At 57.1% G+C, this 13,406-nt stretch carries 8 protein-coding genes; all 8 read right to left on the bottom strand.

Annotated features, from left to right (window positions below):
- Positions 1–1,038, bottom strand: coding sequence for a diguanylate cyclase (locus WEB64_RS04190; protein WP_368061726.1), 1,038 nt, complete (start codon positions 1,036–1,038; stop codon positions 1–3).
- 117 nt (positions 1,039–1,155) lie between these two features.
- Positions 1,156–1,797, bottom strand: coding sequence for a TetR/AcrR family transcriptional regulator (locus tag WEB64_RS04185; protein ID WP_368061616.1), 642 nt, complete (start codon positions 1,795–1,797; stop codon positions 1,156–1,158).
- Between the two features lie 45 nt (positions 1,798–1,842).
- Positions 1,843–2,655: a zinc ABC transporter permease subunit ZnuB gene (gene znuB / locus WEB64_RS04180; protein ID WP_368061727.1), complete on the bottom strand. Its 813-nt coding sequence runs from the start codon at positions 2,653–2,655 to the stop codon at positions 1,843–1,845.
- Positions 2,642–3,454 (bottom strand): zinc ABC transporter ATP-binding protein ZnuC, encoded by an 813-nt coding sequence (znuC, locus tag WEB64_RS04175; protein WP_368061617.1) that lies wholly within the window; start codon positions 3,452–3,454, stop codon positions 2,642–2,644. Before znuC ends, znuB begins: the two co-directional genes overlap by 14 nt.
- A complete protein-coding gene (locus WEB64_RS04170) occupies positions 3,447–3,938 on the bottom strand; it encodes a Fur family transcriptional regulator (RefSeq protein ID WP_368061618.1) in 492 nt (163 codons plus the stop codon). The genes znuC and WEB64_RS04170 overlap by 8 nt, the downstream gene beginning before the upstream one ends.
- Positions 3,939–4,010: 72 nt before the next feature.
- Positions 4,011–4,475 (bottom strand): chemotaxis protein CheW, encoded by a 465-nt coding sequence (locus WEB64_RS04165; protein ID WP_368061728.1) that lies wholly within the window; start codon positions 4,473–4,475, stop codon positions 4,011–4,013.
- A gap of 11 nt (positions 4,476–4,486) precedes the next feature.
- Positions 4,487–5,536: a chemotaxis protein CheB gene (locus WEB64_RS04160; RefSeq protein WP_368061619.1), complete on the bottom strand. Its 1,050-nt coding sequence runs from the start codon at positions 5,534–5,536 to the stop codon at positions 4,487–4,489.
- Positions 5,536–13,401, bottom strand: a complete 7,866-nt coding sequence (locus tag WEB64_RS04155; RefSeq protein WP_368061620.1) for an Hpt domain-containing protein — start codon at positions 13,399–13,401, stop codon at positions 5,536–5,538. The genes WEB64_RS04160 and WEB64_RS04155 overlap by 1 nt, the downstream gene beginning before the upstream one ends.
- Between the last annotated feature and the right edge of the window lie 5 nt (positions 13,402–13,406).

Below are 13,406 nucleotides of genomic sequence, written 5' to 3'. Positions count from 1 at the left end.
TCAGGAGGCTCCAGCCAATTCGTCGTAGGTGGACGGAACCTCGTCCAGAGTGCCGCGAACCGTCACCAGCCGGTTTCGGCCTCGGGCCTTGGCGGTATAAAGTGCCTGATCGGCCCGGTTCAACCATGTCGACCAGGTCTCCCCTTTGATGACTTCGGTCACACCGGCACTGGCGGTGACCTGGATATCCTCCTGGAACGGACCAGCGCTGATGGTGGTCAGTAACTGATAAGCCAGGGATTCGGCATCTTTCTGGCGGGTTTCCGGAAGCACGACCATGAACTCCTCCCCGCCGATGCGAAACAATTGGTCGCTATCCCTTAGCCGGCGCTTGAGTCGAATCGCTGCTTCCCGTAAAACCCGATCACCCGCGACGTGGCCCCAGCGGTCGTTGACCTTCTTGAAATGGTCCAGATCAATAAGAATCAGGCTGGATACGCGCTCGTATCTTTCACGTGTTTGAATCTTACTGTTGAGAATATCGGCCAGTTGGGAACGGTTCAGACAGCCGGTCAGAGGGTCAGTGGTGGCTAATCGCGTCAGTTCCGCCTGTAATCGTCCGACCAGCCAGGCGAACACCATTACGAAAATGCCAGTGAGAGAAAGTGAAAAAACGATCCGCCAAAAGTCAGCCTCATCGAATCTGGCATAGCTCACCCCCGCCATGGCGGCAATAAACACTACGTTGCTGACACTGGCTTCGCGCAGGGAAAGTAGAAAGAAGATAGCGGCAATGGCCGGATACGACCAGTAAAGCCCGGCGTAGCCGTTGATGGCGGTGGAATAAACGGCGCAAACAGCAGCCAGAATCGCAAAGAGACGGCCTTTGAACAGATAGGTCTGGCGCCAGCGCAGAAATACCACCACCAGGATCGCATTGAGGCAGAACAACACCAGTAGCGTGGCCAGCAAAACATGACCCTGGCTCCACTGAACCAATACCAGGGGTGCTACGGCAATAAACGCCCAGAAATGGAGGTGGTAAAAAATCTGTCGTCTGAAACCAAGAACCGCCAGTGTCGGATTGCTGGCGCTCATGCCCGGGGTGGTCCACTTGTTCACTGGGTTCTCCTGCCGGTCCGGGTGCATGTCGTGAAGCATTAACAGACGTGATTGGAGTCTAGCATGACCTTTTTGAGAGAAAAGTGATATCTATTAAATAGCTGAGCGAAACGACAGGCCGCCTTCAACGAAATCGACGAAGTGATCAAAGAGGGTCGCATCATCCGGCCGAATATTGCCAAATGGCGTATTTGCCAGTAAGTCGATTTCAGCAGCACCGTGGATAAGGCTGACGAATGTGAACGCCAGGCGGACTCGCAAAGTATTGCGGGCAACGTCGGGCAACACGCGATGCAATTGGCCCTCGATGCGTTCAATTTCAACCCGGAAATGCCGGTTAAGCAGGCGAATGATCTCGGGTGTATTGTCTGCATGGAGGTGCGCCATGAAACGCAGCGCCGACGGTCCCCAGGGATAGCGGCTTGACAGTAACGACAAATAGGGCACTGCGAGGGCCTTCACCACGTTTCGAAGTGTTGGTTCGGGGCACTGTTCGAGCGTGGCAATACCGGCTTCAAACTGCGGCCGGAGATGATCAGTCACCATAGACAGAACACCCTCTATAACGCCCAACCGGTTGCCGAAATGGTAGTGGGCAGCGGCTGAATTGCGAGTGCCGGACTCTGCGCTGATCGTGCGCAGGGAAACACCTTCCAATCCTTTTTGGGAGTAGAGATCGAGTGCGGTTAACAGAATTTTCTGACGGGTGGATTCCCCGTTGCTGACTCGCGACATAAAACGGACTCAGGGACTGTTTCGCGCAGTATACCTGAACGTTAGCTACTGTTGTTGCTGGCGGATCAGGCTATAGGCCAGCACAAACATCAGAAACGCCGTCACCACCACCGAGGGTCCGGCGGGGCTGTTGAAATGCCAGGATAAGGTCAAGCCGCCAGACACCGCTATCATGCCAATGATGACCGCCAGCAATACCATGTGCTCCGGTCCCCGGGCCATGCGACGTGCGGTGGCTGCGGGAATGATCAACAGCGCGGTAATCAGCAGGACGCCGACAATCTTCATTGCAACCGCAATGACCAGTGAGAACATCAGCATCAAGACCAGCCGGAGTCGCTCCACCGGCACGCCTTCTACGCGGGCCAGTTCCTCATGGATGGTACTCATTAGCAGACCCCGCCAGAGCCAGATCAACAGCGCCAGAACCACGGCCGCACCGCCGTAGATCCAGACCAGGTCGCTGCGGCTCATGGCGAGCAGATCTCCGAACAGGTAGCCTGTCAGGTCGACCCGCACGTCCGGCATGAAACTCAGTGCCACCAGGCCGATCGCCAGGGTGCTGTGGGCAAGAATGCCCAGCAGGGTGTCGGTCGCCAGCGCCCGACTGCGCCCCAACAGCACCAACACTATTGCCAACCCTACGCAGGTGAGAGCTATAGCCAGGTTTACTGAGGTCTGAAGCAGGAATCCGAGCGCCACACCGAGTAACGCTGAGTGCGCCAGGGTGTCGCCAAAGTAGGCCATCCTGCGCCAGACCACGAAGCAGCCGAGTGGCCCCGCCACCAGCGCCACGCCCAGGCCGCCGATCAATGCGCGCCAGAAAAAATCACCCAGAATCAGATCAATGAGCGGCATGATTAGGGTGCTCTCCCGCCGGGCATTCGCCGCTATGCTCACGGTGATCATCGGCCTCCGTGTCCGCGCCGACCACATCACCGTGAAGATCATGGCTATGATTGTGATGATGGTGGTAGATCGCCAGGCTCTCTGCCACGGGGCGGCCAAAGACCTCGATGAAAGCCGGATCGTGGGAAATGTCTTCCGGATAGCCGCTGCAGCAAATGTGCTGGTTCAGGCAGATGACTTTGTCAGTGGCCGCCATTACCAGGTGCAGATCGTGGGAAATCATGATTACGCCGCACTGCAAGGTGTCCCGCAGGCTGCGAATGAGGTCATAAAGGGAAGCCTGACCATTGATGTCCACCCCCTGCGCAGGTTCATCGAGCACCAGCAGTTCGGGTTTCCGGACCAGTGCCCGAGCAATCAACATGCGCTGCATCTCGCCTCCGGAGAGACGGTGTATCGAGGCGGTGAATAAATGTTCGATACCGGTTTCTGACAGAGCCTGGCGGCAGGCAGCGTCAGATTCTCCAGTCAACGACATGAAACGTTGAATCGTTAGCGGCAAGGTCGGTTGCAGGTGCAGATGCTGGGGGACATACCCAATGGTGAGGCCGGGTTTACGCCAGATGCTGCCTGACGTCAGGCGCTGTATACCGGTGATCGCCTTGATCAGGGTGGTCTTGCCCGCCCCGTTTGGACCAATGACCGTCACAATATCGCCCCGGCGGACCGACAGGCTTACCCGGTCGACCACCGGAAGACCGTTGAATGAGACGGTGACGGCATCCAGGGTAACCAGAGACTCAGTCATGATCGTCGCTTTCCTTACAGCTCGGGCACAGGCCAGCGACTTCGATGGTGGTTTCTTCGGGCGTAAAAGCCTCTGCGGCGCTGACGTCGCTCAGGGCGCGGGTGACATCGGGGGCGGTGAGCTCCAGAACGTTACGGCAGGCGCGGCAAATAAGAAACAGACAGGTATGGTTTTCGCCTGCGTGGGTACATCCCGTGAACGCGTTCAAGGATGCAATACGATGCACAAGGCCATTCTGCTGCAGGAAATCCAGGGCACGATAGACGGTGGGTGGTGCAGCGTTATGACCGTCTTCTGCCAGCACCGCGAGTAAATCGTAAGCCCCCAGGGGTTTATGGGATTGCCAGATCAGTTCCAGCACCCGCTCGCGGATGGGGGTTAGCCGGGCCTGACGGGACGCGCATACCGTGCGGGCTTCGGACAGCGCCTGATGGACACAGGCGGAGTGATTGTGGGGGCGATAAGGCAGGGCATTGGCAGACATAACGGCTTCTGGCTCAACAAGATTTGAAACATTATAACATCTCGTTCAGCCAGTCGTCATCGGGTCTGTTGTTCAGACGTTGGCAGCGCCAATGGCCAGGGATTCGAGAAACTCAAGATTGGGTATGTACGCGGTATGTCCGTCCACATCCACCACCATGAGATCGGCAGGCCCCGGTTCCTCTTCCAGGGGGCGGACCTGATCCTCTGCTAACCGGGCCTGGCTGGGAATGCCCTGCGTGACCATGGCCAGGAACGGTAACTGATCATGATGTTTGCCGATGGTATTGATCACCGCGATGCGTCCCCGATTCCCGTCCGGGGTTACCGCTGTGCCGCCATTGGCGGCGTCATATGAAATGACCGGTAACTGCAGACCGCGCCAGTTCAACTGTCCCAGGAGCCAGCCGGGAGCGTTGTCGACCGGCTCGGCACCCGCAAAATCAACCACCTCAGCGATAGACACGTTGGGCAGCAGCAGTTGCCGGTCAGTCATCGGAATCATGACACAAGGCAGGATCTGGCTTTCGTTATTCATCATTCAGTTCCTCAGGCCGAATCCCGTTGTTGCTTGCCCTTCAGCAGGCAGGATTCTGCAATCGTTTTTACGAGTTCACGGGCTAGTTGTACTGGCGTGCCGGTAAAGCTTGAACAGCCGGTATCGGCGACCGAATCGGGCATCGAACTGTTACCACAACTGGCACTGTCCTGGACCCATATTTTACTGCCGTAAGCCCTTAATAGCGGCGCTGCGATGGCACCATCATTGCCCATACCGGAGAACACAATCGCATGGCATCGGCCGCCGTAGTGATTCGCTACGTTGAGCAGTACCTGGTCGATCGACGGGCCATAAGGCCCTGGCCAGGGCGCGGCTTTTTCGACCAGTCTACCGTCTTCATCCAGTGTCCATTCATGCTCCACCGGCAGCAGGATGACGTCGCCATTACCGACTTGTACCCCCGGCTTTGCCGTTGTCAGGTGGTAATGGGCATGGCGGCCCAGAACCCGGGTCAGCACATCGGTAAAGTTGCCATCAATGTGCTGCGCGTAAATAAAACCCACCGGCAGACCGGCGGGCAGACTATCGAGAAACGCCTTGACTGCCGCGGGGCCCCCGAGCGAAGCACCCAGAATCCAGACCTCTTCGGCTGGCCGACCGGGCACCGCAGGTGTAATCCAGTGCGGCAACTCCGGGGAAGCTGACGGCAAGGCTTCAGCGGCGAGCTCCTCAAGGCTGGCACCGGAGTCAAGCTCTTCCAGTGAACCCAGCTGCTGTTCCAGTTTGTTCAATAACCGCCGTTCCCAGCGGAAGTATTCCGTGCTTCCTGGCTTGGGTGCCGGGTCGACCCCGAATAATATGGGTGCCTTGGTATTTTCAAGCAGGTGATCAAACAGGGCCGGATGGTCAGCTTCATCTTCCAGCGCCACCAGCCAAAGTTGAACCCCGGGCAAGGTCGCGTAGTCCAGAAGCCGATCCGGATGGCCGGAGAAGCCAGCAGTCAGTCCGAATTTGCCGCTAGCCTCTTGCAGGCGATGGCGCTGCAGGACAATGTCCGAGACAATCCCGACCACTGGCCTCCCTGCTGGCGCGATCATCACCGGTTACCGGTTAGTCGCTGAATGGTCTCGAGCAATTCGGTTTCCTGGAACGGCTTGCCCAGATATTCGTTAACACCGATCGCGAGCGCGCGATCACGGTGCTTCTGGCCGGTCCGCGAGGTGATCATACAAATGGGCGTATCGCTCAGGGCATCATCATGGCGGACAAAACTGGCCACTTCGAAGCCGTCCATCCGGGGCATTTCGATATCCAGCAAAATGATATCCGGTTTGTGATCCTGAAGCTGGGCCACCGCATCCAGACCGTCTTTGGCTGTCACAACTTCCATGCCATTACGTTCCAGCAGACGTGAGGTTACCTTACGGACGGTGACCGAGTCGTCCACCACCATGACTACGGTTGGCCTTTCTTCCCGGCGCTGGAGTTCCTGGGAACCCAGTTGTTCAGAAAGGCGCTGACGTTCGGTAAGGATGTCGGAGCGAATCATGGCTGGCAGATCGAGGATGACGACCACATTACCATCACCCAGGATGGTGGCACCGGATACGCCACGCACGGAGGAAAACTGAGGCCCGAGAGATTTTACGACAATCTCCCGGCTGCCCATCAGGTTGTCCACCTGCAGCGCCATCGGCTGTTCGGCGCCGCGTACCAGAATGACCGGCAACGGCAGAGCCTGGCCCTGGAGTTTGGGGTGATGGTCACTGTGCAGCAGGCCACCCAGATATTGCAGGCGATATTCCTGACCAGCATATTCGTACATGGGCGCATCAGGCTTGTAGTATTCTTCAAGCTCGTAGGTGCTGACCCGAACAATACCTTCGATGGTGTTCAGCGGGATGGCGTAGAAGTCTTCTCCGGTGGAGACCATCAATGCCCGGTTGACCGAGACAGTGAAAGGCAACCTGACAGTAAAGGTTGTGCCTTGACCGACCGCCGACAGGATGTCAAGGCTGCCGCCCAGTTGCTTGATCTCACTGGCGACGACATCCATACCCACGCCACGGCCGGAAATCTGTGTGACCGCCTGGGCGGTGGAGAAGCCTGGCTGCAGGATGAATTGCAGGATCTCGCGATCACTCAGCTCTTCGTCCTTGCGCAGCATGCCCTGGCGAATGGCTTTTTCACGAATAACATGGGTCGGGATACCCGCACCATCATCTACCATGCGCAAGACCACTTCGCCGCCTTCACGCGCCAGGGAGAGGGTGACCTCACCCGTTTCGGCTTTACCGGACTTGATGCGATCGGCAGGTTTTTCGATGCCATGGTCGAGGGCGTTCCGGAGCATGTGTTCCAGTGGCGCGATCATGCGTTCCAGGATGTTGCGGTCCATTTCGCCTTCGGCATTGCGAACGTCAAATTCGACTTTCTTGCCGAGTTCGCCGCTGATCTGCCGAACAATCCGGCGCAGACGCGGAACCATGGAGGCGAACGGAATCATACGGGTCTTCATCAAGCCCTCTTGAAGTTCCGTGTTGATCCGTGATTGCTGAACCAGCAGGGTCTCCGTGTCCCGGACCCGGTCGGCCATGGTTTCCCGCAGGTCGGTAAGGTCCGAGGAAGACTCGCTCAGTGCCCTTGAGAGCTGCTGGATAGAGGAATAACGGTCCATTTCCAACGGATCGAAATCGTCGCCGTAATCAGGGCCGTGCTCTTTCTCCGCCCGGAACAGGATCTGGGTTTCGGTCTCGATATCCATCCGGCGTAACTGTTCACGCAAACGCTCTATGGTGGCCGCCATTTCATCCAGGGTATGGCTGAAATCACTATTCTGCTGCTCAAGCCGACCCCGGGTAATACTGGTTTCGCCTGCCAGGTTAACCAGTTCATCCAGCAAGGGTGCGGAAACCCGGATGGTTTCCTGCGCAGTCCGGGTGGCATCGGCCTGTCGGGCCTTTGCCTTCGGATGAAGCCTGGCGGGTTTGGGCTCGGGAGCCTGAACTTTTTGCTCGGTGGTCGGTGTCGGAACGGGTGCTGGCACTTGGGCTGGCATCGGTGCGTCCGATCCTGCATTGGCCTCATCGTATCGACGACGAACATCGGCAACCAGCTTCAGCAGTTCGTCATGATCATTGGTGATGGCTTGCCAGACGGCTTCGCCGGGGGCAGTGCCTTCCAGTTCTGTTAGCCGCGTTTCCATGGCGTGAGCCTGATCTCCCAACTCGGGCAATTGAGACAGGCGGGCGCCCCCTTTCAAGGTGTGCAGGGCGCGTTGGGCTTCCTGGTTGAAGTGGTTGTTGGCGGGTTCTTTATGCCAGTCCGCCAGCAGGTGCTCCAACTGATCCATGATCTCGCCAGCTTCCTCAAGGAAAATCTCGAGGACTTCGCTGTCAACCTCTTCCGGCCCCTGATGACTGTCGTGGGTGATTTCACGTGTGACTCCGTCAGGAGCTTCAGCGGCCCGTAACATACTGACCAGGGCGTGGTCGTGAGCCGGTAGATCGCCGTCTTCAAGGGAGGCCAGCATGGTCCGTAGTTTGTTATTGGCCCGGTCGCTCAGGGCCAGTATGGCTTTCTGGTTGCCGGTCCCTTCGAGCAGCGGTTCGAGGGAGTCAATCCAGGCAGCGGCCAAATCAGCGACTGGGTCGATGTCCGCCAGCCGGGCGCCACCTTTCAGGGTATGTAGCTCCTGTTGCAACTGGGTGATGCCGGTCAGCTCTTCCGGATCTTCCCGCCATTGGGCGAGGCACTCGGTGATGGCTTCGTGAATCTCCAGGCCTTCATCAAGGAAGATGCCGGTCAGGTCGTTATCATCTTCCGGCAGTGCGCCTGCAGGGGGAATATCCGCTTCAGTGACCGATACTTCCTGAGCCTCGCGGTGGTTTCGATTGGTCGGGATTTTGCCCGCGAGAATGGCTTCCACTTCGGCCACCAGTTCCTCTGCCGGGGGGCAAGGTTTGCTGGTGGCAACCTGATCAACCATTTGCGCCAGTCGGTCGTGGCAGGCAAACAGCAGGTCATTCATTGCCGGGGAAGCTTCCATTCGGCCTTCAGCGACTTTTTCAAACAGGTCTTCAAGAACGTGGGTGAGGTCGCCGATGGCGGCGACGCCAGCCATGCGTGCACCGCCTTTGAGGGTGTGTACGTCGCGCTGTAATTCGGCTGCAATGGACCGGTTGTCGGGTTCTTCACTCCAGGTGTGCAGGGCACTGCCGGTAGAGTTGATCAGGTCATAGGCTTCTTCCAGGAAGATGCCTGTCAGTTCCGGATCAAGATGCGATAAATCGGCAGTGTGCTCGGCAAGGGGTATGTTAGCGGTATTCTCGCCGTCGTTTTCGGGATAACTCTCTAGATAACTCCCCAGGTAACTCTCAAGGTCACTCTCCTGACCACTCTTTACGTTATTCTCAGCAGGGCCGTGATCGGTAGTCGCTGCTCTCAACTCTTCAACCAGTTCCGGTGTGGCCGGGCAGGGGTTTCCGTCCGCAATGGCTTCCACCAGAACGGCAAGCTGATCGTGGGCTCGCAGGGCAAGTTCTACCCGCGCAGGTGTGGCCTCGATACGACCCTCAACGATGTACTCGAACAGCGTTTCCATCTCATGGGCAATATCTGCCACGGGCGGGATATCGGCCATCCGGGCGCCGCCTTTCAGGGTATGAAGCTCCCGTTGGAGCTCCTTGACCAGTCCGGGCTGATCGGGGTTGGCCGCCCATTGGTGCAGTTGTTCTGCGGTGGTATCGATAATTTCGCCGGCTTCTTCCAGAAAGATCTCGGCCAGTTCCGGATCAAAACCGGCATCACCCTCAACGCCAGGTAGGGGTATCTCGTGACTGTCTGAGTCTGGCGCACTGACATCCGTTACCGGTCTGGAGGCTGCAACGTTTTCGATATAGCCCCGCAGGTCGCTGATCAAATCCGGTGCCGGACGGGCAGCTTCACGCAATCTCAGCGAGTCCACCATACTGCTCAGACGGTCATGGCTGCGAAATAGCAGGCCAGATAACTCATCGGTGACGGCCAAACGGTGTTCGGTGAGGCCTTCAAACAGGGCTTCCATCTCGTGAGCGAGATCGCCCATCGGTTGAATATCCGCCAGATTGGCACCGCCCTTGAGGGTATGGAGGTCGCGCTGTAGCAGCCTTAACAGCTCGGTACTCTCTGGCTTTTCGCTCCAGTTCTGCAAGGTGTCGGCGGTACTTTCAATCAGGTCTTCCGCTTCTTCGAGGAAAATGTCGGCCAGTTCCTGGTCGCTATTATCGTCGGCCTCGTTGTTCTGTGTCGGCAGTGGTGCTGGTTCAACTTGGTCTGGAAGGCCGAGCTCGGTATCAAAGCTCAGATCGATGGCCTCAAGATACTCGCTGAATTCTTCTGTGAACGCGTCAGGAGGGGTTTGACCTGCACTATCACGCAGGGCTTCCAGTTCACTGATCAGGGCGTAGTCCGGGCGCGTTGCCAGTCCGGCAGCGACCTGGTCCATCATATTTATAAGATTTTCGTGGCCAGCCTTTGCAGTCAGGAAGAACCCGTTGTCCGGGGGAACTTCCGCCGACTGAACACTGAGGTATGTCTGATGCAGAATATCCGTCAGGCTGGCAACGTCAGACAATCCGGCGTTGCGAGAACCTTCGGTCAGTTCCTGCAACTCATAGCTCAGTTTTGCGAGCCCGTCGGTCTGATCCGGGTGCATCGCCCATTCGTCAAGAATGGTGTCGGCATCCAGCAGGATGTCGAGCCCTTCGTTGAGGAACAGTTGTATCAATTGCGGATCGGTCTGATTCGAATCTTCGTTTTCGTCACCTGCGTTCCGGTGTCCGAGTGCACGCCCTGCAATTGCCTCCATCTTGGCCAGATAAGCATCAGTGCCAGGGAGAGGATTTTGGGGGGTGTGTCGAATCTGCGCAAGGCTCCGGATAATGAACTCATTCGCATCGGCAATCAGCGCCAGCACGTCACGGTCAGCCCGGGCATTTTCGCCCCGCGCCTCCTTGACGAACTTCTCAAGCGGTGTGATAACCATCGCAATAGGCTGGATGCCTGCCGTATGGGCGCTGCCCTTGAGGGTGTGCAGAGCACGGGAGAGGTTATCCGTATAAGCCACGGATGACTTGTCCCCGGATTCCTCAAGGAAGTCCTGCAAGGTTTGCAGGTGGGTTTCTGTCTCGCTCGCAAAAATATCGATCAGTACCGGATCGACCAGGTGATCGGTATCGTCTGTGACTGCGCCACCGTCTTCGTGTTCTGCACCAGCCTCATTATGGGCACCCGGCATCGCGCGAGTGTCTGGTATCTCACCGTTGGCCAGGGCATTCGCTCTGGCCTCAAGCTCACTTGTATCGTTCGACGGAGCCCGATGATGTTCAAAATCTGACACCAGAGCGGGTAATACATCAGTCACGTTCTCAAGTAGCTGGGCTATGTCCTCATTCATGAAAACACTGCCATCAATGAGGCGGTTGAGCATATTCTCAACCGACCAGGATAGCGCCCCGATAACCTGTGCCCCAACCATCCGACCACTGCCCTTTAGGGTATGGAAGGCTCTGCGCACTTCGGCGAGGGCGCTGCGGTCATCGTACTGGTGCAGCAACATCGGGAGATTTTCACGAATTGTATCAAGCACTTCACCTGCTTCTTCGATGAAGATCTCGAGAATCTCATCGTCGATCAGATCATCGTGCTCGTAAGCGGGTGTTGTCTGCCTGGCAGCTTTGGAGCTCTCAGCTTCCGCGCTGGGCTCATTTTCGGATTCGGTTTGCTCAGGACTGTCGGATGCGGACGGCGTATCGGCGCTGGTTTTACGGGTCGTTCCAATCAGTTCGGCTTGAGCAATCAGTTCGCTGACCGCGCCGTCAGACTTACCTTTACGGAAGTCTTCGATCAATGCCGGAATACGTTCGTTAACGCTGGTGACAAGATCAAACAGCTCATCCGTCAGTTTGATGCTCTGATCGATTACCCGGTTGAACAGATCTTCCACCGCCCAGGCAAGCTCACCGATGCTGGTAGCGCCGACCAGCCTGCCACTGCCTTTAAGGGTGTGGTAGGCCCGACGTACTTCGGTCAGTGCTTCCCGGTCCTCATGATTCTGGCGCAGGCGAGGAATGAACGTGTTGATGGTGGCCAGAACTTCTTCAGCTTCCTCAATAAAGATCTCGAGGATCTCGTCATCCAGCAGTTCGGTGTCGGAGCTTTTGTGTTCCGGAACACTGGCATCAGAAGGCTGGATCGCTTCGTTAGCGTCTCGGTCCCAGGTGGGCTCGGCGCCGACCGGAAAGCCCAGGGTTTCGAGGCTGTCTTCTGCGATCTTGAGTATCGCCTCGTTGTCTTCAATACCCTCAGCCAGACGTTCCAGGTAATACTCAATGCTGGTGATGGTGTCGGCCAGGGTGTCGAGTTGTTGCCAATCAGGGATGCGTTTGCTGTCCACCAGTACAGCGGTGACATAGCGCTCGGAAGACTCGAGCATGTCCGCCACACGATGAAGCGGAATCAGACGAAGGCCTCCGCGAATGCTATGGAGTAAGCCGGGAACTTCCGCAATCTCGCGGTCATCCCACTGGGAAGCGATGTAATTGACAACTGCGGTTTTGACTTGCTCGAGGGAATTGCGTGACTCCCTGAGTAGCGCACTGTTGGCCTCGCTCAACTCACGGGTGCCGAGTTCAATGCCGCTTTCTTCAACGCTATTGGCGGAGTGCCCGTCTTCTTCAAGGCCGGCCAGGGTGGCTTCGATGTACAACAACGCCCCGGCAATATCCATCAGGATGCCATCGTCTGCCGGTTCATCCTGATTGACGAGACGCTCCAACAACTCTATCTGTTCCATCGCAACGCGGCGAGGTATGCCCAAACCCAGCACCGCCAGAGTATTGGCAACCTGTTGCAGGCCCGGCAGCAGTTCTTCCAGCTCCTGATTCTGACGGAATTCCGCGCGTACAAAGAGGTCGAGCTGGTCTTTCAACTTGGCGAGTTCTTCGTTGAGCGCAATAACCACGGAATGGATTGCATCACGGCCCGGCCCTGAGACCCGGTCGCGGACCTCATCAATAGCCTGATCCGACGGCAGCGCCTGGTCGAGTTTGTATTGTTCAACCAACTGACGGACATAAGCAGTATCGAGATCCTGCGCCCGTGCGACGTAGTAAAGCAGGTGTTTAAACAGGGCTTCTGGAACAGGCTGTTGCAGAATATCCACATGTTCGTCAATCAGACGACGAAGTTCAGTGTCGAGACTTCGAAGAATCGATTTGACTGCGGCGTTGACCGGATTATGACCGCTCTGGATAGAGTCAACAAATCCCCCGGCGGCCCGCCATAATTCCTCCCGCGGGGTCTGCTGGCAGAGCTTGGTCAGGCGCTGAATGACTTTGTGGAGATAATCGTAATGGGCATCAAGATCGGTTTCCCTGACGATGCCGGCGAGGGCGAACTGATACATCTGCCGGAGCTTGCGAATGTGCCCGAGTACTTTAGGGTCCTGCAGTCGTTGCGAGGCATTGGCGACCGGCGTAATGCGGGCAGTGCTCAGATCCGGCTTGAACAGCGAAGTATCTGACAGCAGTGATTCGCCGCGAGCGGCGCGTAAGTCATTGAGTAACGGCAACAGGACCAGCGGAAAATCATCCTTGCTGGTGCCAAGATGTTCCAGGTACTGAGGCAACTGAAGAATCGCCTGCATCAGAACTTCGACAGCGTCATCAACACTGCCAACAGCTTCGTTCAAAACTGCCTGGGTGAGTTTTTCCATCTCCTCGGTCAGCAGAGCTGCACCGTAGAGTTCCACCATTTGCAGGGTGCCGTGAACCTGATGAAGATAGTTCAGACAAAAGCGCAGGCGCGCGGTATCGTCACGATTGTCGACGAACGCCTCGAGTGCCTGCTGACCCTGTGTCAGCGTTTCCTGTATTTCGCCCCGAACCCAGTCCAGCGCGATGCTGTCATGGTGATTGCCCATAACCA

Source organism: Marinobacter sp. (genome assembly GCF_040882185.1).
Classification (GTDB): Bacteria; Pseudomonadota; Gammaproteobacteria; order Pseudomonadales; family Oleiphilaceae; genus Marinobacter.
The sequence above is the reverse complement of the archived record's forward strand: the minus strand, read 5'-3'. Positions and strand labels throughout refer to the sequence as shown.

What these genes read in the sequence shown, in the direction of transcription:
- WEB64_RS04170 (WP_368061618.1), bottom strand. Translation starts at nt 3,938, where the DNA reads ATGTCTGCCAATGCCCTGCCTTATCGCCCCCACAATCACTCCGCCTGT.
- WEB64_RS04185 (WP_368061616.1), bottom strand. Translation starts at nt 1,797, where the DNA reads ATGTCGCGAGTCAGCAACGGGGAATCCACCCGTCAGAAAATTCTGTTA.
- znuC (WP_368061617.1), bottom strand. Translation starts at nt 3,454, where the DNA reads ATGACTGAGTCTCTGGTTACCCTGGATGCCGTCACCGTCTCATTCAAC.
- WEB64_RS04190 (WP_368061726.1), bottom strand. Translation starts at nt 1,038, where the DNA reads ATGAGCGCCAGCAATCCGACACTGGCGGTTCTTGGTTTCAGACGACAG.
- WEB64_RS04155 (WP_368061620.1), bottom strand. Translation starts at nt 13,401, where the DNA reads ATGGGCAATCACCATGACAGCATCGCGCTGGACTGGGTTCGGGGCGAA.
- WEB64_RS04165 (WP_368061728.1), bottom strand. Translation starts at nt 4,475, where the DNA reads ATGAATAACGAAAGCCAGATCCTGCCTTGTGTCATGATTCCGATGACT.
- WEB64_RS04160 (WP_368061619.1), bottom strand. Translation starts at nt 5,536, where the DNA reads ATGATCGCGCCAGCAGGGAGGCCAGTGGTCGGGATTGTCTCGGACATT.
- znuB (WP_368061727.1), bottom strand. Translation starts at nt 2,655, where the DNA reads ATGCCGCTCATTGATCTGATTCTGGGTGATTTTTTCTGGCGCGCATTG.